This is a genomic window from bacterium (assembly GCA_016789445.1).
Classification (GTDB): domain Bacteria; phylum Patescibacteriota; class Minisyncoccia; order Phycocordibacterales; family UBA2100; genus UBA10103.
The window spans coordinates 36996-58759 of sequence record JAEUQT010000001.1 but is presented as its reverse complement, the minus strand read 5'-3'; the positions used below and the strand labels follow the sequence as shown (position 1 = coordinate 58759).

Sequence of the window (21764 nt, the reverse complement as noted above, 5' to 3'; positions counted from 1 at the left end):
TTTCATGCTTGAATGAGCGGAATGCGCCGCTTCATACCATTCATCCTTGCCGGACTCGTCCTTGGTATTGCCCCCATAACCGGACCGGAATTGCCGGTGCGGGTGATGGAGTATGTGAAGCCCGAGCCGCCGGCGGAAGTCACGATGATCGCCGTAGGAGACATGATGCTCTCGCGCGCGGTCGCGAAGCGTATGCGGCAGTACGGGTATGACTATCCGTTTGCGAGTACAAGCGAATTCCTGCGTTCCGCAGACATAACCTTCGGCAATCTCGAGACGAGCGTCACTCCGGGGCCGGAAGTCCAGCCATTCGAGATGTCCTTCCGTGCCGACCCCGAATCGGCGGAGGCTCTGCGTGATGCCGGATTCGATGTCCTTTCGCTCGCCAATAATCACACCCCTAATTTCGGCGAAACGGGGCTAGAGGACACGATGCATTACCTGGATGATGCAGGAATCGTCCATGTCGGTGCCGGTACCGATATACAGGCGCATCAGCCTAAATTCGTCACGGTTAACGGTATCCGGTTCGCGTTCCTTGCCTATAACGACGACGACGTGGTTCCCGCCTCGTATGAGGCAGGGGAGACTCGCCTCGGCACGGCATTCATGCGTATCGACCGTATGCAGACGGCGGTGAAAGGAGCGAAACAGTTCGCCGACATCGTCATAGTCTCCATGCATTCCGGTACGGAATATGAGCTCTTCCCGAATGACTCGCAGACCTCGTTTGCCCGAGCCGCGATCGATGCGGGAGCGGAGATCGTCATCGGCCATCATCCGCATGTCGTGCAGACACGGGAGGAATACAAGGGTAAATACATCTTCTACAGCCTCGGGAATTTCATATTCGATCAGATGTGGTCGCAAGAGACTCGTGACGGCCTCGTCCTGAAGATCGTATTCACCAAAGAGGGGGTATCCGCCATAACCTATCACCCGACAGAGATCCATGATTACGCCCAGCCGCGGCTTTTGGAGCACGGAGAGCATGCGGAAGGTATTGTCGGGCGCCTGATGGGTGTGGAATAGGGGGTGTGGATAGGACGCTCACGAGAGGCAGGGAAGGGTATCATTATCCGTATCCCTTATTACATAAGTTTAGATTCATGAATATGCACATCGCTAAAATGTGGGCATGGAAGGTTCTCTGGGTTCTCAGCGCCCTTTCGTTTATCCTCGCGTGGGTCAGTGTCCTTATGCAGGCACCGATCGGACAGTTCGATCCGCTCTTCCTTCTCTGGAACGCACTCATCCTCGGCATTCTCGCAAGTTCCGCAAAGCACGAACCGGATTGCACAACCTGCGAAGTGAAGTAGCATGGGGATCGAGTACGAGGGAGATAAGCTCGATGAGCTGCTGAAACTCACGAAAGAGAATAACCGCATGCTGCGCTCGATGCGCCGTAGTGCGTTCTGGGGCGGCATCGTGAAGTTCGTCATCTGGGCGGCATTCCTCGTCATACCGCTCTGGCTGTATCTGCAATACGTTGCTCCAGTCATGAACAGTATGCTGGACACCATGGCGCAGATCGAAGGCGCTCGTACCGGTGCTTCGGCACAGATGAGCGGCCTGAACGATGCGCTTCAGAACCTTCGTGCGCAATTCCCGCAGTATTTCCAGGGCAACTAGGAAATGGTATAGTCTGCCCGAAAGGGGGCGGGAAAACTGTAGTTTTCCCGTGTAGGAGAGCAGGGCTATGAGCGAAGCGAAATAGCCCGTTGAGAACCGAGGGTTCTCAAAGAATCTCCGGAACCTTTCGGAGATTCTGCTTGGGTAGCTCAGTTGGTAGAGCATTCCCCTGAAGAGGGAAGGGTCACCGGTTCGACCCCGGTCCCAAGCACCAAGAAAACCTAACCAAAACCGCCCCTTTCGGGGCGGTTTTGGTTAGCGGGCGCGGACTTTGAGCTTGGTCTCGCGTTTCTTATTGATCTTCGGGAGTCGGATCATGAGGATGCCGTGCTTCTCGCTCGCTTCTGCGCCATCGACATCGATCTCTTCAGGCAGCAGGATGGTGCGGGAGAACGAACCCCAATAGAGCTCGCGCTGGTAGTAGTTGTCCTCATCGACTTCGCGTTCGTCTGCGCGTACACCTGAGATGGTGAGCATCTCGCGGGTAAGAGAGATATCGATAGTTGCCGGCTGGACGCCGGCGACGAGCGCTTTGACGACGATATGATCAGGCGTCTGGTAGACATCGACTGCCAATTCGCCTTCGGTGTCTTCCTGCACCGGCTGGATGGAGCGTGTTTCTTGGCGTACCGGTACGCTCGCATGGCGCTCAGGGCCCTTGGTTGAAAAAGAGATGTGGTTTCCGCGAGGGTCATCGAGGAAATCATCGTATTGGTCATCGTTGGAACCGGTAAGGCGCGAGAAGAACTTATTCATGGAAAAACGAATTGTTTAGCGCCGCGAGGGGCGGGGTTTGATACGTTTGACGAACTCGAGGGCGAATAAGACTGCGATTACGCCGACCCAGACGCCAGCGAAAGCCCTCAGGAGGTGCTCGTCCGCCGTGTTGAGTATAAGGAAGTTGAAACCGATGTGCAAAAGGGACGCTAGGATAACTCCGCAGGCGGCGTACCATTCTTTCGTCAGTCTAGAACGATAGAATGAAAAGGCCAGGAAGATGCCGACGGTGGCCGATGAGAAGACGTGGAGGAGGGTGGCCCCGATGAAGCGCAGGTTTCCCGTCATCACCGTCTGCATGACCGTGTCTCCCGCAAGCGGTGAGAGGAGGAAGAGGGCGTTTTCCAATCCGGCGAAGCCGAGGGCGACGGCGACCATGTAGATGACGGCGTCGACCGGCTCATCGTTCTCGCGTCGATGGAGTACTAAGAGCCACGCCATGATGTATTTCGTGAACTCCTCTATGGTGGACCATGCGGCGAAGATGGCAGTCTGGGTGACAAGATATCCGGCGACGAATTTCTGGATGGGGATGACGATCATCACCGTCAGCATGCCGGTGATGAAAGCGAGCGCGATGAGACGGCGAGGTTCCGGATTGCGGGAGTCTTCCTTCAACCAGAACCACAACCACGCGAGGGCAGGGAAAATGCCGCCGGCGATCGCGATCGCATAGGACTCGAGTCCTGACATCACGCTATTCTAGCACCGCCGCTCGCGGATATGTTCCAATTGCGGTCGCTATCTGGGCCTGCTGGCCCAGCGCTCAGTCTCGCGCCCGTCGGCGCTGCGAAGACCGCAATAGAAACATACCCGCCTCGCTCTGTTTTTGATAAAGGATGTTTATTTAACAGGCCACTTGGCGACCATGAGGAGAGCGCTATCTTTCTGCGGGAGCTTCTGCCAGATGGCTTCGGTCACGAACGGCATGAACGGGTGGAGAAGTTTGAGAGAGATCATCAGGGTCTCGGCCAGCATTTTCTGGCGCGAGGCCTTGGCTGCACCGCCCTCTTTCAGGATCGGCTTTGATTCTTCGAGTATCTCCGCCGCAAAGCGGTCCCAGACGAAGTGATAGACACTATCCGCCGCAAGGTCGAGACGGAACTTCTCGATATTCTCGGACACGCTCTTTGCAAGATCCTGCGCCTCAGCGAGGAGTTTCGCATCCGTATCGTTGAGTGTCGCCTCTGGTTCCATGTCCGCGATGTTCTCGAGGACGAAGCGCGTGATGTTCCAGAGCTTGTTCGCGAAGTGCTTGTAGCCGCGAATGCGGTCTTCCGCGAGTTTGGTATCAGTGCCTGGGGCAGCGCCGATGATGAGGCTGAGGCGCGTCGCATCGGCACCGTATTTATTGACCATGTCCAAGGGATCGATGATGTTGCCGAGCGATTTCGACATCTTTCGGCCTTGGCCATCGCGCACGAGGCCGTGCAGATAGACGTTGCGGAAGGGAACTTGGCCGACGAGGAAGCCGGTCATGAGGATCATGCGTGCAACCCAGAAGAAAAGGATGTCGTAACCGGTCTCAAGGACTGCGGTCGGGTGATAGGTCTTCAGATCGGCGGTTTCTTCAGGCCAGCCGAGTGTGGAAATGGTCCACAGGCCTGACGAGAACCACGTATCGAGCACGTCGGGGTCTTGTTCCCATCCTTCGCCGCCTGGTGCTTCGACGCCACAGTAGATCTCCTCGCCGCGATACCACACGGGGATGCGATGGCCGAACCAGATCTGGCGCGAGATGTTCCAGTCGCGAAGATTATCGATCCAGTGGTAGTAGGTCTTCTCGAAGCGCTCGGGAGCGATTTTGACCTGACCGCTCTCAACGACATGGCGCATGAGCTGCTTCAGTGTCGTCATACTGCTCGTCGGGATTCCTTCGATGTGGGAATGCGGCATCGTGAATTCCTTGTTCACGCCGACGAACCACTGCTTCTTGATCTGCGGCTCGATGACCCCGCCGCCGCGGCTGTTCGTCGCGACATTGTGGACGTAGTTCTCGTCGATTTTCATCACCAACCCCTTTTCCTTGAGTTTCTCGACGATACGCGGGCGGGCTTTCTTGATGTGCTGACCGGCGAATTCACCGGCGATGGGGAGGAGAATGCCGCGCTCATCGATGACCGGCTCGATATCCAAGCCGTGACGCTGCGCGATCTCGAAGTCGACGCCGGAATGCGCCGGAGTGATGGTCATGACGCCCGAGCCGACGCTCATGTCCGCTGCTTCGTCCTTGATGACGGTCGCCGTAAGCGGTCCGTTGATCCATTCGAGATCGATCTTCTCGCCGTGTGTGAAGCCGGCGTAGCGCTCATCATCCGGATGCATGACGACGTATTTGTCGCCGAATTTGGTCTCCGGTCGGACGGTGCCGATGACGAACGGGCCGTATTTGAAATAGAAGAACGGGTCTTTCTGCTCGACATACTCGATCTCATCGTCGGAGACCGTAGTCTGCAGTTTCGGATCCCAGTTCACGATGCGGTTTCCCCGATAGATGAGTCCCGCGTCGAACATGCTCACGAACGCCGTCATGACTGCCTTGTAGCGTGCTTCGTCGAGCGTATACGCGTAGCGGCTCCAATCGAGGGATGCGCCCATTACCTTCACCTGATTGATGATGGTGTTCTTGCTCTCTTCGGTGAACGCGTCGATGCGCTGCATCAATTCCTCACGGCCCAGATCGTAGCGCGTCTTCTTCTCCTTCTTATAGATGTCGGTCTCGACTTTCGCCTGCGTCGCGATGGCGGCGCTGTCGGTTCCGGGGATCCAAAGCGTCTTCTTGCCGTTCATGCGCGCGTAACGGATGAGGATGTCTTCGATGGCGAGCATCGCGGCATGACCGATGTGCAGGGTGCCGGTCACGTTCGGCGGAGGGAGGACGATGGTGTAGGACTCGGCATCGGGGGCGGTGAGGCCGGCCTTGATCATGGTATCCGGATTGGCATAGCCGCTTTCGTCCCAGAGTTTGAGGGTTTCCGGCTCCCGGTCGACGGGGTTATAGGGTCTGAGGAATTCTTCGGGGATTCCGGCCCTGTTTTCAGGCATAAAAGGCATCCTAGCATTAAGTTGCTGACGCTTCACGCCCTCTTTAACTGGCTACGCTATAAAGACAGCCCCAACGCCGGACTAGTTTCGGCAGCGGGGTAGAGGGCTTTGCTTGTGACTAGTCACTCGCGAAGCCCTTTTTCTTATGCGTTGCCGCTCAAGCGCAGATTTCCGTTTGCACGGAGCGTGCTGATATCCGCGAACTGACCCGCCTGGGCCCGGAAATAACCGGCGAGCGCGATCATGAGGGCGTTGTCGGTGGAGAGGGCGCGGGGCGGGATAAGGAGTTTTGCGTCGAGTCCGTATTCCTTGATTCCCTCCTGCATGCGCTCGCGGAGGTATTGATTCGCGGAGACGCCCCCGCCGATGAGAACCGCGTGCGCTCCGTGTTCCTCGACGGCACGGATGGTCTTTGCGACGAGGACGTCGGTCACTGCGTCTTCGAATTCGCGTGCGATTTCCATTTTCAAGGAGTCCGAGAGCGGCTGGTGAGCTTCGACGACGCGGCGCACCGCCGTCTTGATACCCGAGAATGAGAAATCGTAATCCTTTGAATCCATCATCGGGCGCGGAAGCTGTACGGTGGAAGGCAGTTGCTTCTCGCGCGCCATCTCAGCGAGTTTCGCGATCTCAGGACCGCCGGGATAGGGAAGATCCATGAGTCGTGCGACTTTGTCGAATGCTTCGCCGACCGCATCGTCGCGCGTCTGTCCTACCAGTTCGTACCGCATCGGCTCTCGTGAGAGTACGAGCTCCGTGTGGCCACCGGATACCAAGAGGGAGAGAAGAGGGAATTTGAAGGGAGCGAATCTTCCTTCTGCCATCGCGCTCAATATGATGTGGCCCTCCATGTGATTGACCGGAACGAGCGGCAGCTGCCACGCATGTGCGAGCGCGCGCGCGAAATTCACCCCGACCCAGAGCGCGGGCTCAAGCCCGGGGCCGTGCGTGACGGCGATGCAGTCGATGTCCGGCTTCGCGTGCGACGCGAGGAATTCTTTCAGTTGCGGAAGCAATTCCTGTTCGCGGGTGAGGATGTCATCGAGGCCATCGAGAGGTGTGGTTCCGGAGGCGGAAAGCTTCGCTTCTTCAAGTGCTTGTGCGAAAAGAGGCACGAGATTCTTTTCGTGTTCGCGTCGGGCGAGATTCGGGAATACGCCGCCGTAGGGGGCATGGGTCTCTACCTGCGAGAGGAGGGAGTTGCCGAGAAGCGAATACGAGAAATCCGGCCCGAACGAGCCGTCTGCTTCGATGATGGAAATGCCCGTCTCGTCGCAGCTGGTTTCTATTGCGAGTATGCGCATCTGCCTAGACTAGCCGAGAGTGCATCTTGAAGCTAGTGGCGCTTCCTATGCTCATGGATGGCGATAGAGAAGAAGAGGATGCCGGCAGTGCCGAAAATCCATGACATCCAATCGAGGAGACCTGCTTCCGCGATGGATGATGTCCAGCCCATATCCTTCAATGCATTCAAGAGGAAGGAGCCCATAAGGAACGACGCCGCGATGGCGTACCGATCATGATGCTTCATGTCCTGAGTATGCGTGGCAAACCCTCGAGAGGGAACAGTGGACTGTGGACAGAGGCTCTTCATCTAAATTTCCGTGAGGCATTGGTATGCTCGCTCGATGGAGCCGCTGACGGCGCTTCTCACCGCGTACCAGATCCCGAGCGTCTTCGCTGGCGCATTCTTTTTCGGAGACAGTGTCATCCTGACCGCTGCGTATGTGGCGGGGCAGCTCTCGTGGTCGCCGATCCCGCTTTTCCTTGCCGCGCTTCTCGGGACGGTTCTCTCGGATACATTGTGGTTTCTCTTCGGCGCAAAGCTGCTCAGTCGATTCAATGATGCCAAATTCCTCAAGAAGGAGCGCGAAAAGATGTCGGGATTCGTACAGCGATTAGTGGGGGAACGACCGCTTCCCGCGCTCATCATGGTCAAATTCCTGTATGGGAGTCGCGTCGCGATGATCCTCTTCGTCGCATCGCGGGGCATGTCCTTCACGACGTTCTCCTTCTTCAATGCCATCGGCTCAATCATCTGGCTTCTCGTATTTATTCCGCTCGGGTATTTCGCCGGTAAAGGCGTCGGGACGGCATTCCCCTATGTCAGTGTCGTTCCCGCTGCGCTTGCGGTATTGGTCCTCAGTATCATCGCGTTCCGCGTAATCACGATATGGATGGAAAGACGAAACGCATAGCAGCTATCGTTGCAGCGTATAACGAAGCGGGGAACATTCACCGCGTATTGGAATCGCTCACCCGGTATCCCGGTTTCGATCAGGTCATCGTGGTGGATGATGGCTCCGATGATGGAACATCAGCGGTCGCGACGACGTACCCGATTCGACTCATTCGTCATGCGGAGAATCAAGGTAAAGGTCGTGCGATGGCTACTGGTGCTGCCGCGACGGACGCTGACATACTCTTCTTCTGTGATGCCGATATGTACGGTATCGATGCTCCGATGCTTGAGGGGATTCTTGCGGCGGTGAGAGAGGGGAAAAGCGAGATGGTGATCGCCATGCGTAACTGGCGGATGTATTACGTGGGTTCCATCGTATCCGTCATCCCCATGCTCGGCGGACAGCGTGCGCTGACGCGCGGGTTGTGGGAGAAAGTCCCGAGCATCTACAAGGAACGATTCATGATCGAGATCGCGCTTAATTTCTATGCGCGGTATTGGGGTAACGGATTCCTGTATCGGGTGTGTCCTGATTTGCGACAGGTGCCGAAGGAGCGGAAGTTCGGACTCTGGCGCGGATTCGCGCGACGGATGATCATGTTCGGCGAAGTCTTCCTCGCGCAAGCACGGTTGCAGCTTCTCAATGTGCCGCAGACGATGAAGGCGGGGAGGGTGGCGCTGCGCAACATTGTTGCTGCAGCTGCAGGCGCGGTCATAGGCAGTGTCATCATATTCGCAAGCTATGCGGGACCGGTCTCATTCGTCCGCGAGGTCTTCGCTAAGGAATTGGCGGAAGATCCTGACGCTCCGCTCGTGCAGTTCCTTCTCTACCTTGGTTCGAATGTCGGAGTCGATCTCATCGCGCTCTTCGGTGTCATGCTCGTAGCGCTCAATCTCTTCGTCGTGCTTATCAATCTCAAGGACCTACGGCTTTTGGCGTATCGGCCGGCGAAGGTGGTGAGGGTGGGTTGAAAAGAGTTGCTCGTGGTCAGGCATTCAAATTCTCAGTGGTCACAGAGATTCCCGTCGCCGTCGCGATGGAGCAGAAAGGATCGGTCACGAATAAAATCCGCCTCGTCAGGCGAATTTTTTCGCGACCCCGTCTCGCCGGTCTTTCATGTGTGGTCAGGCATTCAGCTTGCGCCGTCGCGCAAACTGCCGCCCGACCCGGCCTCGCGGTTCCGCCTGCTGGCGGAACATCGCTCCGGCTCGCACATGGCACAAAACCTGCCGCAGGGCAGGTTTTGTGTCTCATGTGCGCGCTGAGGGGATCGAACCCACGGCCCTCGTCACGTCAAGACGATGCTCTACCACTGAGCTAAGCGCGCGTTATTTTCTCACTTTCAGTCTCGTGCTCGCCCAGCCTGGCATATCAGCGTCATCCGCCGGAGCTAAGCGCGCTAAGCTTGATTCCCCTAGGAATCGTGTGGCGCAGTATAGTCCAAAGCGGTAGAATCTTCAATATATATGTCCCTTGAGCGGATGCGTCGCGTACAGCAGCCTGAAAGCCCGGCTGAAGATACACATTCCGTCGATGATCTGCTCGATCTGCTGCCCGAAGAGCACCATGACACCTGGGTGCAGAAGATCGCGGGCAAGGAGGTGCAGGAGCAGAAGGCGATCCTGCGCAATGGAATCCAACGACGCGCTGAAGCGGTAAAACCCGCTGATCACCACTCAGAATATCTGCGCATCGCGAAGGAATTGCCGCGAGAGCTCATCGCACGTATGCGCGATATCGATCGTCATTCAGAGGAGATCAATCGTGGCCAGAACGGGCGTATCATCCGTTGTCTGCAACAGGATCCGACCCGTCCGGCGGTCGTGTACAAGGTCCTGCTCCACCCGCCGATGCATCCGCATAATTCATTGAGGTCGGAGGCCGCTTTTCAGGCCGACGTCCACCGGCTTTCGCTCGATCATCCTGAGATCCGTGTCGCGGTGCCGCGGCCCTTCTTCTTCGCAAGCAAGCTTGGTATCGATACGATCGCGCAGGAAGAAGTCACCAGCTGTATCGCGGTTAAAGATATCATCGATCAGGATATTCCGATTCCAGCGGGGCTTGATATCGATACGATATTCGCGGAAGTGCAGCGCTTCGTCGATCTGATGCACGCGAACGGTTTCTATCATCGGGATCTGCGGGAGGGGAATATCATGGTGAACCTTGATCCGAATCCCGATGGAGATGAACCTTTGGCATATGTCATCGATATGGGATATTGCGCGCGAGCGTGGAGTGAAGAGGAGGCATATCGAAGACTTGACGCGCCGCGAGATAATGTTATACTAAAGAAAGTTAAAGAAATGCTGGAACACCGGCGTGAAATCCAACAGGAGCGTTCATAACTATGCTAGGCGTCACTGAAGAGATGGTAAAGGAAATCAAAGCCGCTTTTGCGAGCGGTACATCCTCTGACGGTTTCTTTCCGCTCCCGAATATGGGCATGTACTTCGTCTCACGGACGAAGCAGCAAGCGGCCGGTTACGGATATATGTTCTCTGAAAATGTAGATGGCCAGGAGGTCCATATCTACATACGAATCTAGACGGTCTCGCATCAGGTGAGACCGTTTTCTGTTATGGAACTACTTTCAAATGATGAGCCAGAAATAATCGAAAAAGCCGCACGGGTACTTCGTGCAGGCGGCGTCATACTGTATCCGACCGACACCCTCTACGGACTCGGGGCGGATGCGCTTTCAGATGAGGCGGTGGCGAAGGTGAAGGAAATCAAAGGTCGCGATGCGGCAAAGCCTATCCATGCGATCGTCGCGGATGTCGAGATGGCGAATCAGTACGTGGAGTTCGGGGAAAAAGGATTCGCGCTCGCCTGTGCGTATATGCCCGGGCCGCTCTCCCTCATATTAAAGAAACGTGCAGGCGTCGATACCGGCATCGGGAAGAATATGGATACGTTCTGTATCCGTATTCCGGATAACCGGTTCTGTATCGAACTCGCACGAGCATTCGGTAAGCCCTATACGACGACCAGTGCCAATCGTGCAGGAGGGACGACGGGGCGATCGGTGCGGGAGATCCTCGAACAATTAGGTGAGAAGGCATCCTTGATCGATCTCGTGATCGATGCGGGAGAGTTGCCGGAGCGGAAACCATCCACCATCGTGAACGTGAGTACCGCCGACGCGGTCATCGAGCGGGAAGGAGCGATCTCCCGCGCGGAACTTACTCTCTGACGACGAACGAGGTGATCGTGTGACCGGTGCGGTCGTTCGAGGTATAGGTAAACTCCGCCTCGTACGCATTGTGGCCGTCTTCGTATTTTACTTTGCCTTTGTTTTCTTCCGGCTCTACTTCGATTTCGGTCACGTAGAACGTACCTCCCATGGTCTCCTTGATGGGGGAGAGCGCGGAGATGTTCTGGGTCACGTAGGCCTCGACGCTCATCAATTTGCCCTGAGGTGCGCTGGTGGTCGGCGTCTGTTCCTGCGGCTGCGGCGTCGGGACGAGTTCGGCTTCCTGATCCTTCGGCGTGTACGCGAAATAGCCGCCGATACCGACCGCGATGATAACGAGTGCGAGAAGTGCGATTTTGTTCATGAAAATGTAGACGCGTCTGATGCGTATATGTTACCGATTATAGCGCTCTTTGTGGTGCTTGAGGTACGCCACGATGATAAAGCTGATGATCACCATGAGGAACCATGAGGTGATCTTGTTGGTGCTGACGACGTTCCAGACGTGGACCTGATCGGGATACTGCCATGCGCCCCAGAGCGTGGAGAGATTTTCGGCAATCCAGATAAAGAATGCGGTGAGACAGAAGCCGAGCGAGAGCGGCATGGAATACCGGCGTTTCGTTGGTACGAACGTGATGAAGGTGCGTGCGAAGAGGACGAAGACCGCCGGGATGAGGATGATGCGGAAATCCGGTACAAAACGATTGGTGAAGAAATTGAGGTAGATGAAAAAACAGAGGACGACCGTCATCCAGTACGGCGGGTATCCGCGCAGTTCGAGCTTCAGCAATCGCCATGCCTGTGAGATGTAGCTGCCGACGGCTGCGTACATGAATCCGGAAAAGAGCGGAACGGTCGCGATCTTGAAAAAAGCTTCCTCCGGGTAGCTCCATGAGCCGACAAATGCACTCGTCTTATAGAGTTCAAGTACCGTGCCGACGATGTGGAAGAGGAAGATAGTCTTTATCTCGTCCCAGGTTTCTACTTTCGTGAGAAAGAGGATGATCTGCAGCGCTATCGCGCTCAAAAAGAGAAAATCGTAGCGGGCAAGACCAAAGAGGGGAATGTGATTGGAAAGGAAAAGAAGCACGAAGAACGAACCTGCGAATATGCAGGATCGAGCTTCCTTAATGCCGAACACTACGAAGTCCCTGGCGAACTCTTTGAGTGTAAGCCGGGAATACATGTGACCTCACGGGGAATCGAACCCCGATTAACGCCTTGAAAAGGCGCTGTCCTAACCATTAGACGATGAGGCCTACGGGGGCCAATATAGCGCATTTTCCCCAAAACTTGAAGGGGTGGTCCTTTTCGTGTCCTCGTGCATGCTATCCTTATCGGCGTGGAGAAGTTCCCCGCACATACTCCTCGCCCTGAAGGCGAGCATACCTCCGAATTGCCCGAAAAGGCTCGTGCTGAGCTGCGCCAGACCCTTGCCCGAGTGCTTGCTAATGACGTCGCTGAGCGAGAGGCAGAAACCAAGGCTCAGCGTGCCAAAAAGGGCTAATTCTGGTACTATCTGCCCGACTGGAGAGGTGGCTGAGTGGATGAAATGCCGTTGACGGCTTTTCATCCGGTCCGAGCTCCGCGAGGAGAAATCGATGTGAGCCGATTGAAATTCGGCGCACCGATTTCAGGAGGAAGCGAACTCCGCACGTGCTCGAGGATTAAACGTGCAAAACGCACAATCGACTTGGAGAGGTGGCTGAGTGGTCGAAAGCACCGCACTCGAAATGCGGCAGACTGGAAACGGTCTCGAGAGTTCGAATCTCTCCCTCTCCGCCAAGAGTATTTTTTATCGGAGGTATGCGAGTGCATACCGCTCCGATACGCCGCTGAGGCTTAGTTGAGCTTGAGGTTCAGAAAGCGCAGTATGGATTCTCTATGGCAAATTACCCCCCCTACGGCTCGATTTTTAGAAAGTGGGATCCCCATGTCCATACGCCGGAGTCGCACCTGAACAAGGCAGATCATGATCACGGCCGGCGTTCGGGAGTTGGTCGCGGTGTGGCCCCTCGGCGTCGTGCTAGTCCACGAACAGGTGAAGCGCTTTGAAGATTTCACCCCAGACAATGACCCTCAGGGTGAACATGACTTCGGCAGCTTCGAGCATGTCGGCGAGATGCTGTTCTGGAAGATTGACTATTACGCCAAGGATCTCGAGTTCGGGTCTGAGAATCCGGCTGACGCGGGTATCACGACGCGGGTACTCACGATCATGCTCGCGGATGAGTACTGAGTGGGAGGCCTCGCGCGCAGCGCGAGGCCTTTTGGGGCAGGCGGCTCGCTCCAGAACTCCGCCAACGCCGCCTAGAACTTCAGGCAGTAGGTATAACACGAAGTCCCTGGCGAACCGACGTACTGGTTTGCGCACTCACAGGCCGCTGTCCCGATCGGCCTTGCTCCGGCCGTAACCGCATCGCCTGAGCGATACGCGCTGCATCCGGTGCGGACGTACCCCGAAGGACAGTTGGCGGTCGTGCAGCGCGAGCCTCCGGTGGAAGCAGTTGTGCACGAAACCGTGGTTTGCACAGGACTGACAGCCACGGCTGCCGTCGTCTGTACCGTGCCATCGATGAAAGTAATGCTCACCACGCCGCTGCTCGGAAGGAAGCTGCTCCAGCTGCCGCTGCTGTTCTTGAACTGCAACGTGCCGGCATTGTCGCGGATGCCATAACCACTCGTGCCCGTAGCGGCGCCGAAATTGAGGTAGCGCGACGCGCCGGAGAGGAGGAGGTTGCCGTCGACGCGGCTGCTGCCGCTCACGTCGAGGCGATAGGTGGGCGCAGTGTTGTTGATGCCGAAATTGCCGGTCAGCGTACCGTTCCCGAAAACAGCGAGCGTGTTCACCGAGAGACCGCCGTTTTTGACTTGCGCGGTCGCTCCGATGTTGATCGGCGCGGCGGCGTTGCCGTTGGGTGGTGCGGACGTCGGGCCTGCCCAGGCGACGACGACCACTGAGGTGAAGACCGCGCCGACAAACCCAGCGGCTATCATCTCGAGGCCTCGCTGAAGTCTCTGCATCATGCAGATGATTGTACCAAGCCGTGGTCGGCTTGCGTAGAAGCGTGAGGATTAGCTGCCCGTGGTTTCCATCGCGGGTGCAGGTTCGGCATCCGCAGGGCTAGGACCGAGTGCTTCAGTCCCCAAGCCCGGCTCCGGGTTCTCGTACGCTGGCTCTTGTTGCTGTTGGGGTGTCCCATTATCGTCGGGCGATGCCGAAGCATCGGGGAGGTCCGGGACGTCGTCATTAGCCGCTGGAGGCGGCACGGATGAGGGGAGCACGGCGGCGCCGATCTGGTTTAGCAGGGCGTTGAGCTGGGATTTGGTAAGGCAGAGCGGGGAAGCGTCGTTCGCGCCCTCGGCGATGCAGAGTTCGCGCGTGAGCGTCAGGCTTTCGCCGACGGCGCGCTGGAATGCCAGTTCCTTCGTGACGAGGTGTTCCGCCAGGTCCGCGAGTTTACGGGCGAGGTCCTGGATGGCGCCGACGAGGATGGCGAGGATGGCGCGGTCGTCGATGCCGGAGATATTCAATTGGGCATCATAGGTGGCGAGATGAGCGTCCACGTCGGCCGCGTCTTCGGCGATGAAGCCGTATCGGGTGCGGCCGTCGCCATGCTTGTATCTGAAGGAGACCGGGTTGAGCGCGAGGACCTGCTCGAGAGCTTCGGTCACGAGGGGATTGATTTCCTCCTTCGTGTCGCGCGTCGAGGAGAGGCAGCTGTCTGACGCGCCGTTGTAGACCACCTGCTTGTTCGCATCGAGGCAGAGGGAACCGGCGCCGGTGACGAGGGCCGTAAGGAAGAGAGTGGTCGATGTCGTTGACATGGGAATCCTCCTGTACTGAACGACTGGTGTAATTATACATTAAATAAATAATTAAGTCAAATACCTCGGCTTTTCCACCGATTCCCTTACGACACGTAAGCATAAGGAAGCCAAGCCGTCTTATTGATACAATGGAATTCATGAATCGCTTCTGGCCCTGGCTGGCGGCTATCGTCCTTCTTTTGGTCATTGGTGGTGCCTACCTTATTTCAGTGACGCCGTTTCAGGTGGATCAAGAGGCGGCCGTGCGTCGCGTTGTGGAAGATTTCGGGTCGCAGCTCAAGGATGTATCGCTTCTTGCACCGTCGGCCGATGTGGAAGCTGCTATGCGGGCAAATTACAGTCCGTACGTCTTGGATGTGCTCGTTCAGGAGTGGGCAATCGACCCGGCGAATGCGCCAGGAAGACTGACGTCGAGTCCGTGGCCGGATCGCATCGATATCCGCACTCTGACAAAGGAGACTGACACACGGTACCGCGTCGAAGGTGATATCGTGGAAGTAACGAACGAAGGAGGTGGTATCAACGAAGAGCCGACCGAAGCGCTCCGACGCCCGGTTACTATCACCGTCGAGCAGCTTGAAGATGGCTGGCGGATTACGGAATTCATCATGGCACCGGCTCCAAACGAGGGACAGTGGCTGCGTTCATCGGCAAATGCGCAGAATATCAGCTTCATGTATCCGGTGGAGCTTCCGACGACGTATATCCAAGCCGCACAGTGGCCGCCGGTCGTTGAGAGAGTCGTGAATCAGTATTCCTGTAATTCAGGACCGATAACTGCCGCAGACGGGCCGATGCAGACCGTCGAGAAGCGCACGATCGGCGATCGTGAGTACTGCGTCACGTCGCGGGCACAGGGGACGGCTGAGGGTGATGTGCGTGCCTATGAATACGCGTTCGCGTTCGGCGATGCGACGTACCGTCTGTTCTTCCAGCTCCGCTATCCGCAGTGCCTCAATATCGAAGGTCCGCAGCAACAGGCGTGCGTGAGCGAGCAGGAGAACTACAACCTCGACGCCGTCATCGACCGTATCGCGCAGAGCATCCAGATGGGTAAGTAGAAAAATAACCGACCTGAGAAGGTCGGTTATTAGATTATCCACGATGAGCGCTTGGATGTCCTCTCTGGCCACACTGGTGCTTCATTGCTGAAAAATTAGTGCAGTCGCTGCCGCGTTCGCGATTATTATGAATAATAACCGTCACGCAGCCACAATCCCATCGTCGAATATCAGCATATACGGGACATCCGTGTTTGCATGCACAGTGGCGTGCTTCGGATGTATATTCATTCTTAGCCACCTTGTACTCCTTTCTGTTATGCTGAGTAAATCCGTGGCAAACCTAGCATATTCATGATCCCGACGCTACCAAACCCTCTTCGATCCTTCCGTCTCTATCGCTTGCGTGAATTGGCGCGAAGGATCGGAGCGGAAATGATTGATCTCAATCTGGACCCCGGGTTTATGAACCACTATCAATCCTGTGCGCGTTATTTTCGGCAGAATATACCGACCAAGACGGCACACGCTGGCGTTATGCAGGGTGCGAGTGTGGTGTATGGTCGCGAGACCATTTCAGGCGATGCGGTAATAGGTGGAATATACGACGCTGAATATCGAGGGACAGAGACCCGGTATCGATATCTGAGCCCTCTCCATACGGAACGAGGATTCGAACTGGTGACTAATTGTACTATCGATAGAGCGTCTCATCTTTCAATTGTAGATGTTGGTGCTGGAAGTGGAGAGACACTTAAGTTCTTTGCATCGAGATTGCGCGTTCCTCCTCAACAGCTGTACGGTGTCGATGTAAGTGGTGTGAGTGTCTCATTGCTTAAGAATGAGGGATTTAACGGTAGCGTGGGGCGTCTTGAATCCGTTGGATATCCTGCCGGATCATTCGACCTTACTTTCTTAAGTTACTTCATTGATTATGACCTTGATCAGGCGTCGACCTTCAAGGAGGCGATTCGTGTGACAAAGCCGGGGGGATTGATCGTAATTGAGGGATTATTCCCAGTACGTCCTCCCGCCGAACTCGTGGCTTTTATGAGATCTCCTGCAGTGACGAGAGGTCAGAAGCACTGGGAGGATATTTTACTCGTTAGCGAATGGTTCAAGCAAAGAGAGTTTCCAGGAGTACGCATCCGCCTTGCTCGGATTGCAGTAGGGGAGCGGTATGTATACAGCCGCTTCGGATTCAAGAAACTACCCTCATACTTTCTCGCGTTCCATTTAGAAAATACAAGATCTTTTGTGCAGTGATATACTTTATATATGAAATGGGGAATCGCGATCGTCGTCGTTATCATCGCGGGGGCGATGTACTACTTCTGGCAGGAATCACACTTCTCGACGCGTGGTGAGAGAAAACCGGCGACGCAGATACAGGCAGAGGTGAAGACCCGCATGTCGGAGGATGACCCGAAAAAGGAAATTCCAGAGGGCGTAATAATGGAGGACGGCACTATCTGACGCGGGAATACGCCATCTGCATCGTTGCGGGACCCCTGCGTCGACGTCATCGTGCGCGCAGGTACGTCTCCGTCGCCGCTTTCCCCGCGCCTCGCATCTACCGCATTCCTGCGTCAGATCGCGTTTAGACTACGATTTCGGATATGCTGGCAGTCGCGGGCTGGTGGTCCTTTTCCATGTGGACGTAGGCGTAGATGTCTTCGAGCGCCTTCACGGCGTCTCCTGCGGCGATGTTGTTCTGGTGGTACTTGCCGTCGGTGCAATCACCCGCCGCCCAGATGCGGGCGTTGGAGGTGCGCTGGGTGTACGGATCGGCGATGATCTGGCCGATCTCGTTCATCTTCACGACGTCCTTCACCCAGTCGGTGTTCGGGACAAGGCCGATCTCGACGAAGATACCCGCGACATCAAGCTTCTTCTCTTCGCCGGCAGCATTCTTGAAGCGCAGACCGTTCACGAATTTCTCGCCGGTGACTTCCAGAAGCGTGGAATTCTTCTCGACGCGCATCTTCGGGTGTGCGAGTACTTTCTCGACAGTGAGTTCGTCGGCGCGGAACGTCTCGGAGCGATTGAAAAGGGTGACGGTCTTGCAGTACGCGAGGAGCTGCATCGCGGTTTCGAACGCGGCGTTGCCGCCGCCGATGACGGCGACGTCCATGTCAGCGAACAGGGGTCCATCGCACGAGGCGCAGTAGGTGAGGCCTTTATTGTCGTATTCCGCCGCGCCCGGGATTTCGAGTTTGCGGCGGTTGGAGCCGGTGGCGATGAGAAGGGTGCGTGCTTCGTGGGTGGAACTGTCGGAACAGGTGATGGTGATGTGCGTGCCGTTATCGACCGTCGTCTTTGCGCGGTGCGGAGAGACGATGGTGAGCCATTCGCCCTTATAGGCTTCGACATGTGCGCGGAGTTTCTTCGCGAGATCGGCGCCACTGATGGCCTGATCGCCGATCCAGTTCTGGATTTCCGGAGAAACGGTGCTCTGGCCGCCCCAATCATCGGTGATGAGGATGGTCTTCAGGCGCTTGCGCGCTGCGTATACGGCTGCTGCTACCCCTGCGGGGCCGCCACCGACGATTGCGAGGTCATACATAGGAAGGACAGTATATCAAAGTAAAACGACTCACCGAAGTGAGTCGTTTCCGGCTCATCCTTCAACAGGACGGCCTTTTATGATGCGATAGTACAGTCCGTAGAGAACGAGAAAGCACATTGCCACGAATGTTGAAACGGCAACTGCTGGCCAGAAGCTGATGTCCGCAAAGAGCTGCTTCAGGGAGGGACGCTGCATGAGCCAAAAAAGCCCTGACGCAGCGAACGCTCCGATAGCAACAGTCCCCATGAAATCGAGGAACGAGAGTGGCCGTCCGTAATAGAGGTATCGATATGTCATCCACGTAACTGCCGTGAATAGCATCTGCAGACCTAGCTTCACTTGATCGATCGGTGGTTCCACCTGCCTCCTCCTTCTAATGAATAGGATTAACAACCGAATGGATGATGCCATCGAAAAAGTGGCATGTCAATCCATCTCTTTGAGGGATTACTTGCGGCGAAGGAAGGAAGGGAATCCGCCCCAGACATCGTCATCGTCGCTCGTGCCTTGGATGGGTTGGATTTCCTGCGGGCGCGGTGGCTCTTTCGGGGCCTCGTCCTTCTTCTCGTCCCGCTTGATGATCGGGGATTCTTCCTTCTTCTCACGGGATGGTGGGACGACGGACTTCTCGATGATCGGGGATGGTTCCATTTTGCGGATCGGGGTCATTTCAGGCTCCTTGCGGGAAAGGCGCTGCGGAACGGCGATTGGTGTCGTCGGATAGCCGACTTTGCCGCCGCCGAGGCTCTCCGGGAAGCCGGTCGCGATGACGGTAACCTTGACCTGACCCTTCTTGAGATTCTCGTCGGTGACGGCACCGAAGATGACCTTCGCTTCCGGATCGATCGCTTCGGTGATGACGTTCGCCGCTTCCTGCACTTCGAGCATGGAGAGGTCGTCGCCACCGGCAACAGAGAAGAGCACGCCCTTCGCACCGTTGATGGAAACTTCGAGGAGCGGAGAGTTGATCGCGAGGCGAGCTGCCGTTTCTGCGCGCTTCTCGCCGATCGCCGTACCGATACCCATGAGTGCTGAGCCTGCGTTGTGCATGATGGTGCGCACATCCGCGAAGTCGACGTTGATGATGCCGGTGGTGGTGATGAGGTCGGAGATGCCTTCGACCGCCTGCTTCAGGATGTCATCGCACATCTGGAACGCGTTCTTGATGCCGGTCTCACGCGAGACGATCTGCATGAGCTTGTCGTTCGGGATGATGATGATCGCGTCGACGGACTTGCGCAATTCCATGATGCCGTTGTCGGCCAAGCGCATGCGCTGCGCGCCTTCGAATGAAAACGGTTTCGTAACGACGCCGACGGTGAGTGCGCCCAATTCGCGCGCGATCTTCGCGACCGCCGGAGCTGCACCGGTGCCGGTGCCTCCCCCCATACCACAGGTGACGAACACCATGTCGGAGCCTTTGAGTGCTTCTTGGATTTCTTCGCGCGTCTCTTCAGCCGCCTGCTTTCCCAAATCCGGATCCATGCCGGTACCGAGACCGCGCGTGAGGTTGCGGCCGATGTGGATCTTGCGCTTCGCCTTCGACTTCTGGAGATCCTGCGCATCGGTGTTGACCGCGAGGAAATCCACGCCGACGACGTGGGAAGAAACCATGTGATTGATGGTGTTGCCTCCTGAACCTCCTACACCGACGACCCGGATGCGTGCAAACGATTCAACTTCAGGTCGTACTTGTTTTGCCATAGAAAGAAAATCTTGTTGGGTCATGATAGCACACGAGGATTTCTTGTAATCCTTGACGCGTGCATGATTTCGAGTCGTCTTTCACGGCTTAACAGAGCCATATGCGGGACTACGGTAGGAGCGAGCGGAACGCGTTCTTCACGGCGTCGAGCATGCGTTCGACGATATCGCCCAATTGATGATGGCGGCCGATGCGATCTTCCGCGAAACCCCAGCGACAAAGACCCAGCGAGACTGCCCACGTCGCATCGAGGCTAGAGACGCGTGCGGACATGACGGGGAGACCGATCTGGGACGGGAGTTTGAGCGCCGTCTTCGCGACATCAGCTGCTGCAGTAAGGCTTGCACCGCCGCCGGTGAGTACGATGCCTGCGGGAAGCAGGCGATCGCGTTTGATCGCCTTCAGGTGCGTGCTGATGAGCGCGAACATCTTCTTCAATTGTGCATTGGTGACCGTCGCGGCCTTTGACGGAGAAACCGTACTGCCGGTGATCGCGCCACGTTTCAATTGCTCAGCCTCGGAGAGCGGGAGCTGGAAGGAGAGTGCGAGCGCGTCGGTGATTTCTGATGAGCCCGTGGGAAAAACTTTGAGGGAGATCGGCGTGTCTTCGTCGAAGACGACGATCGAAAGTGTTTCCGCACCGATGTTCGCGAGGACGACGCCGGCGGTCTTCTGTGCTTTGGTGAGCGTCACTAAACTCGCCGCAAGCGGAGAGGCCATGATGCCTTCTACTTCGACGCCGGCGGCTTCGACTGCTTCGATGAGATCGTCGTGATGCTGCGCGAGCATCGTGATGAGCAGCGTGTCGGCGGAAAGTTTCGTGCCCTGCAGACCAAGCGGGCGTCCCTGCACGGGAATCCCATCAAGACGATATTCGAGGGGGATGACGTGGACGACGGTGCGATTGGAAAGACGTGACGATGCGCGCTTCTCGCTCTCAGCGAGCACGCGTTCCATTTCATGCGGCTTGACGACGCCACCTGATGCGGTGAGTGTGATGTCGGCGCTTGAGCGCACCTCTTCAAGCGAGATGCCGCCCATGGCGACACGTGCGTGTTTGATCGGGATGCGCGCTGCTTGGGACGCGCGTTGCACCGCGTCGTAGATCGCACGCGTCGCTTCTTTCTGATCCACGATGTAGCCGTGCCGGACCCCCTTTGAAGGTGAGGTCGCGGTGGCGAGGATCTGCATCGGCGCGTCGCTGTTCTCGGGCGGTGTAGCAACCACTACTTTTATGTAGTGCGTGCCGACATCGATTCCCGCATAGAACTTCTGCATGTCAGCACATTGTAGCGCATGACTGCCTCATTTTTATGGCTTTGTTGCTCGGATTACTGTGGAATCCCCTTGAAACCGAACTTTTTCAGGACCTTGGTCTCCAAAGCATCCATCTTGTCGCTATGGTCGTGGCCGGTGAGGTGTGCGCAGCCGTGGATGAAGAGGTGGGCCAAGCGCCAGTCGCGGGAGACCTTCATGGCACGCGCTTCGCGCTCGGCTTTGCGGACATTGAGGAAGATCTCGCCTTCATATTTCGAAATAGGGAAGGAAAGGACGTTCGGCTTGTAGGTTTTCTTGCGGTAGGTGGCGTTCATGCGCTGCGCGAGATCGTCGCCGCAGATGACGAGGGAAAGCTGGTAACCGGCGGGGAGGATGACCTTGGCCATGGCTTCAAATGGAAGTCGCACGGAATCACGTACCGTGCGTTTGATATCGATATGGGGAGATTGGCTCATGAAATTAGGCGGTGTGGAGAAGCTTCAGATGTGAGACGCGGGGAAGACAATTTTCGAGTCGTACTTTTAGGTACGATGAGGAAATTGTA

At 56.5% G+C, this 21764-nt stretch carries 27 protein-coding genes and 4 tRNA genes; 15 read left to right on the top strand and 16 right to left on the bottom strand.

The window, feature by feature from the left end; all coding sequences use genetic code 11:
* The first annotated feature begins 12 nt into the window (after positions 1–12).
* The 4 genes from JNK62_00395 to JNK62_00380 all read left to right on the top strand — a co-directional run bounded on the left by JNK62_00395 (position 13) and on the right by JNK62_00380 (position 1846).
* Positions 13–1032, top strand: coding sequence for a CapA family protein (locus JNK62_00395; protein MBL8157985.1), 1020 nt, complete (start codon positions 13–15; stop codon positions 1030–1032).
* Between the two features lie 83 nt (positions 1033–1115).
* Positions 1116–1319, top strand: coding sequence for a hypothetical protein (locus tag JNK62_00390; GenBank protein MBL8157984.1), 204 nt, complete (start codon positions 1116–1118; stop codon positions 1317–1319).
* A gap of 1 nt (position 1320) precedes the next feature.
* Complete coding sequence (locus tag JNK62_00385) at positions 1321–1632, top strand: hypothetical protein (protein ID MBL8157983.1); 312 nt, start codon at positions 1321–1323, stop codon at positions 1630–1632.
* A gap of 138 nt (positions 1633–1770) precedes the next feature.
* A tRNA-Phe gene (locus JNK62_00380) sits at positions 1771–1846 on the top strand.
* Positions 1847–1887: 41 nt separating this feature from the next.
* On the opposite strand, the gene JNK62_00375 is transcribed toward JNK62_00380, so the two are convergent.
* The 5 genes from JNK62_00375 to JNK62_00355 all read right to left on the bottom strand — a co-directional run bounded on the left by JNK62_00375 (position 1888) and on the right by JNK62_00355 (position 6985).
* The gene (locus JNK62_00375; protein MBL8157982.1) at positions 1888–2388 is read right to left on the bottom strand and encodes an Hsp20/alpha crystallin family protein; all 501 of its coding nucleotides are present in this window, start codon (positions 2386–2388) and stop codon (positions 1888–1890) included.
* A gap of 15 nt (positions 2389–2403) precedes the next feature.
* Positions 2404–3102 (bottom strand): PrsW family intramembrane metalloprotease, encoded by a 699-nt coding sequence (locus tag JNK62_00370; protein ID MBL8157981.1) that lies wholly within the window; start codon positions 3100–3102, stop codon positions 2404–2406.
* A gap of 150 nt (positions 3103–3252) precedes the next feature.
* Entirely contained in the window at positions 3253–5454 is a 2202-nt protein-coding gene (locus tag JNK62_00365; GenBank protein MBL8157980.1) for a valine--tRNA ligase, read from the bottom strand.
* Positions 5455–5597: 143 nt separating this feature from the next.
* On the bottom strand, positions 5598–6758 hold the full coding sequence (gene tsaD, locus JNK62_00360; GenBank protein ID MBL8157979.1) for a tRNA (adenosine(37)-N6)-threonylcarbamoyltransferase complex transferase subunit TsaD: 1161 nt from the start codon (positions 6756–6758) through the stop codon (positions 5598–5600).
* Positions 6759–6790: 32 nt separating this feature from the next.
* Entirely contained in the window at positions 6791–6985 is a 195-nt protein-coding gene (locus JNK62_00355) for a hypothetical protein (protein MBL8157978.1), read from the bottom strand.
* A gap of 97 nt (positions 6986–7082) precedes the next feature.
* Between JNK62_00355 and JNK62_00350 the strand changes: the two genes are divergently transcribed.
* Positions 7083–7652 (top strand): VTT domain-containing protein, encoded by a 570-nt coding sequence (locus JNK62_00350; GenBank protein MBL8157977.1) that lies wholly within the window; start codon positions 7083–7085, stop codon positions 7650–7652.
* Complete coding sequence (locus tag JNK62_00345) at positions 7628–8608, top strand: glycosyltransferase (protein MBL8157976.1); 981 nt, start codon at positions 7628–7630, stop codon at positions 8606–8608. Before JNK62_00350 ends, JNK62_00345 begins: the two co-directional genes overlap by 25 nt.
* 284 nt (positions 8609–8892) lie before the next feature.
* On the opposite strand, the gene JNK62_00340 is transcribed toward JNK62_00345, so the two are convergent.
* A tRNA-Val gene (locus JNK62_00340) sits at positions 8893–8964 on the bottom strand.
* 139 nt (positions 8965–9103) lie between these two features.
* On the opposite strand from JNK62_00340, the gene JNK62_00335 reads away from it, so the two are divergent.
* Genes JNK62_00335 through JNK62_00325 form a run of 3 tightly spaced genes read left to right on the top strand, consistent with a single transcriptional unit; the run spans position 9104 to position 10833 of the window.
* Positions 9104–9985, top strand: a complete 882-nt coding sequence (locus JNK62_00335) for a hypothetical protein (GenBank protein ID MBL8157975.1) — start codon at positions 9104–9106, stop codon at positions 9983–9985.
* Between the two features lie 2 nt (positions 9986–9987).
* Entirely contained in the window at positions 9988–10185 is a 198-nt protein-coding gene (locus JNK62_00330) for a hypothetical protein (GenBank protein ID MBL8157974.1), read from the top strand.
* A gap of 33 nt (positions 10186–10218) precedes the next feature.
* Positions 10219–10833: a threonylcarbamoyl-AMP synthase gene (locus tag JNK62_00325; GenBank protein ID MBL8157973.1), complete on the top strand. Its 615-nt coding sequence runs from the start codon at positions 10219–10221 to the stop codon at positions 10831–10833.
* On the opposite strand, the gene JNK62_00320 is transcribed toward JNK62_00325, so the two are convergent.
* From JNK62_00320 to JNK62_00310, 3 genes are all read right to left on the bottom strand, one after another.
* Complete coding sequence (locus JNK62_00320) at positions 10823–11197, bottom strand: hypothetical protein (GenBank protein ID MBL8157972.1); 375 nt, start codon at positions 11195–11197, stop codon at positions 10823–10825. The genes JNK62_00325 and JNK62_00320 overlap by 11 nt on opposite strands.
* 30 nt (positions 11198–11227) lie before the next feature.
* Positions 11228–12022, bottom strand: a complete 795-nt coding sequence (locus JNK62_00315; protein ID MBL8157971.1) for a DUF817 domain-containing protein — start codon at positions 12020–12022, stop codon at positions 11228–11230.
* A 1-nt stretch (position 12023) separates the two neighbouring features.
* Positions 12024–12095: transfer RNA gene (locus tag JNK62_00310), tRNA-Glu, on the bottom strand.
* Positions 12096–12157: 62 nt separating this feature from the next.
* Between JNK62_00310 and JNK62_00305 the strand changes: the two genes are divergently transcribed.
* The 3 genes from JNK62_00305 to JNK62_00295 all read left to right on the top strand — a co-directional run bounded on the left by JNK62_00305 (position 12158) and on the right by JNK62_00295 (position 13075).
* Entirely contained in the window at positions 12158–12343 is a 186-nt protein-coding gene (locus JNK62_00305) for a hypothetical protein (protein MBL8157970.1), read from the top strand.
* 188 nt (positions 12344–12531) lie between these two features.
* Positions 12532–12621: transfer RNA gene (locus JNK62_00300), tRNA-Ser, on the top strand.
* Positions 12622–12808: 187 nt separating this feature from the next.
* Complete coding sequence (locus JNK62_00295; protein MBL8157969.1) at positions 12809–13075, top strand: DUF3768 domain-containing protein; 267 nt, start codon at positions 12809–12811, stop codon at positions 13073–13075.
* Between the two features lie 71 nt (positions 13076–13146).
* Here the strand turns inward: JNK62_00295 and JNK62_00290 are convergent, their stop codons facing one another.
* Positions 13147–13863 carry a hypothetical protein gene (locus tag JNK62_00290; GenBank protein ID MBL8157968.1) on the bottom strand — a complete coding sequence of 239 codons (717 nt, stop codon included), beginning with the start codon at positions 13861–13863 and terminating at the stop codon, positions 13147–13149.
* A 48-nt stretch (positions 13864–13911) separates the two neighbouring features.
* Positions 13912–14664 (bottom strand): tail fiber domain-containing protein, encoded by a 753-nt coding sequence (locus tag JNK62_00285; GenBank protein MBL8157967.1) that lies wholly within the window; start codon positions 14662–14664, stop codon positions 13912–13914.
* 140 nt (positions 14665–14804) lie between these two features.
* Between JNK62_00285 and JNK62_00280 the strand changes: the two genes are divergently transcribed.
* The 3 genes from JNK62_00280 to JNK62_00270 all read left to right on the top strand — a co-directional run bounded on the left by JNK62_00280 (position 14805) and on the right by JNK62_00270 (position 17144).
* On the top strand, positions 14805–15728 hold the full coding sequence (locus JNK62_00280; protein ID MBL8157966.1) for a hypothetical protein: 924 nt from the start codon (positions 14805–14807) through the stop codon (positions 15726–15728).
* A 375-nt stretch (positions 15729–16103) separates the two neighbouring features.
* Entirely contained in the window at positions 16104–16934 is an 831-nt protein-coding gene (locus JNK62_00275) for a class I SAM-dependent methyltransferase (GenBank protein ID MBL8157965.1), read from the top strand.
* A 12-nt stretch (positions 16935–16946) separates the two neighbouring features.
* A complete protein-coding gene (locus JNK62_00270; GenBank protein MBL8157964.1) occupies positions 16947–17144 on the top strand; it encodes a hypothetical protein in 198 nt (65 codons plus the stop codon).
* Positions 17145–17268: 124 nt separating this feature from the next.
* Here the strand turns inward: JNK62_00270 and JNK62_00265 are convergent, their stop codons facing one another.
* The 5 genes from JNK62_00265 to ybeY all read right to left on the bottom strand — a co-directional run bounded on the left by JNK62_00265 (position 17269) and on the right by ybeY (position 21675).
* A complete protein-coding gene (locus tag JNK62_00265; protein ID MBL8157963.1) occupies positions 17269–18234 on the bottom strand; it encodes an FAD-dependent oxidoreductase in 966 nt (321 codons plus the stop codon).
* 54 nt (positions 18235–18288) lie between these two features.
* Positions 18289–18597, bottom strand: coding sequence for a hypothetical protein (locus JNK62_00260; protein ID MBL8157962.1), 309 nt, complete (start codon positions 18595–18597; stop codon positions 18289–18291).
* A gap of 87 nt (positions 18598–18684) precedes the next feature.
* Positions 18685–19941: a cell division protein FtsZ gene (ftsZ, locus tag JNK62_00255; protein MBL8157961.1), complete on the bottom strand. Its 1257-nt coding sequence runs from the start codon at positions 19939–19941 to the stop codon at positions 18685–18687.
* Between the two features lie 109 nt (positions 19942–20050).
* Positions 20051–21220 carry a hypothetical protein gene (locus JNK62_00250; GenBank protein ID MBL8157960.1) on the bottom strand — a complete coding sequence of 390 codons (1170 nt, stop codon included), beginning with the start codon at positions 21218–21220 and terminating at the stop codon, positions 20051–20053.
* Positions 21221–21273: 53 nt separating this feature from the next.
* Positions 21274–21675 (bottom strand): rRNA maturation RNase YbeY, encoded by a 402-nt coding sequence (gene ybeY, locus JNK62_00245; protein MBL8157959.1) that lies wholly within the window; start codon positions 21673–21675, stop codon positions 21274–21276.
* Positions 21676–21764 lie beyond the last annotated feature (89 nt).

Coding starts and splice junctions, on each gene's coding strand:
- JNK62_00385 (MBL8157983.1), top strand. CDS start 1,321: ATGGGGATCGAGTACGAGGGAGATAAGCTCGATGAGCTGCTGAAACTC.
- JNK62_00330 (MBL8157974.1), top strand. CDS start 9,988: ATGCTAGGCGTCACTGAAGAGATGGTAAAGGAAATCAAAGCCGCTTTT.
- JNK62_00280 (MBL8157966.1), top strand. CDS start 14,805: ATGAATCGCTTCTGGCCCTGGCTGGCGGCTATCGTCCTTCTTTTGGTC.
- JNK62_00290 (MBL8157968.1), bottom strand. CDS start 13,863: ATGATGCAGAGACTTCAGCGAGGCCTCGAGATGATAGCCGCTGGGTTT.
- JNK62_00315 (MBL8157971.1), bottom strand. CDS start 12,022: ATGTATTCCCGGCTTACACTCAAAGAGTTCGCCAGGGACTTCGTAGTG.
- JNK62_00265 (MBL8157963.1), bottom strand. CDS start 18,234: ATGTATGACCTCGCAATCGTCGGTGGCGGCCCCGCAGGGGTAGCAGCA.
- JNK62_00250 (MBL8157960.1), bottom strand. CDS start 21,220: ATGCAGAAGTTCTATGCGGGAATCGATGTCGGCACGCACTACATAAAA.
- JNK62_00370 (MBL8157981.1), bottom strand. CDS start 3,102: ATGTCAGGACTCGAGTCCTATGCGATCGCGATCGCCGGCGGCATTTTC.
- JNK62_00345 (MBL8157976.1), top strand. CDS start 7,628: ATGGATGGAAAGACGAAACGCATAGCAGCTATCGTTGCAGCGTATAAC.
- tsaD (MBL8157979.1), bottom strand. CDS start 6,758: ATGCGCATACTCGCAATAGAAACCAGCTGCGACGAGACGGGCATTTCC.
- JNK62_00270 (MBL8157964.1), top strand. CDS start 16,947: ATGAAATGGGGAATCGCGATCGTCGTCGTTATCATCGCGGGGGCGATG.
- JNK62_00335 (MBL8157975.1), top strand. CDS start 9,104: ATGTCCCTTGAGCGGATGCGTCGCGTACAGCAGCCTGAAAGCCCGGCT.
- JNK62_00285 (MBL8157967.1), bottom strand. CDS start 14,664: ATGTCAACGACATCGACCACTCTCTTCCTTACGGCCCTCGTCACCGGC.
- JNK62_00350 (MBL8157977.1), top strand. CDS start 7,083: ATGGAGCCGCTGACGGCGCTTCTCACCGCGTACCAGATCCCGAGCGTC.
- JNK62_00390 (MBL8157984.1), top strand. CDS start 1,116: ATGCACATCGCTAAAATGTGGGCATGGAAGGTTCTCTGGGTTCTCAGC.
- JNK62_00395 (MBL8157985.1), top strand. CDS start 13: ATGAGCGGAATGCGCCGCTTCATACCATTCATCCTTGCCGGACTCGTC.
- ybeY (MBL8157959.1), bottom strand. CDS start 21,675: ATGAGCCAATCTCCCCATATCGATATCAAACGCACGGTACGTGATTCC.
- JNK62_00375 (MBL8157982.1), bottom strand. CDS start 2,388: ATGAATAAGTTCTTCTCGCGCCTTACCGGTTCCAACGATGACCAATAC.
- ftsZ (MBL8157961.1), bottom strand. CDS start 19,941: ATGGCAAAACAAGTACGACCTGAAGTTGAATCGTTTGCACGCATCCGG.
- JNK62_00325 (MBL8157973.1), top strand. CDS start 10,219: ATGGAACTACTTTCAAATGATGAGCCAGAAATAATCGAAAAAGCCGCA.
- JNK62_00365 (MBL8157980.1), bottom strand. CDS start 5,454: ATGCCTGAAAACAGGGCCGGAATCCCCGAAGAATTCCTCAGACCCTAT.
- JNK62_00275 (MBL8157965.1), top strand. CDS start 16,104: ATGATTGATCTCAATCTGGACCCCGGGTTTATGAACCACTATCAATCC.
- JNK62_00320 (MBL8157972.1), bottom strand. CDS start 11,197: ATGAACAAAATCGCACTTCTCGCACTCGTTATCATCGCGGTCGGTATC.
- JNK62_00295 (MBL8157969.1), top strand. CDS start 12,809: ATGATCACGGCCGGCGTTCGGGAGTTGGTCGCGGTGTGGCCCCTCGGC.
- JNK62_00355 (MBL8157978.1), bottom strand. CDS start 6,985: ATGAAGCATCATGATCGGTACGCCATCGCGGCGTCGTTCCTTATGGGC.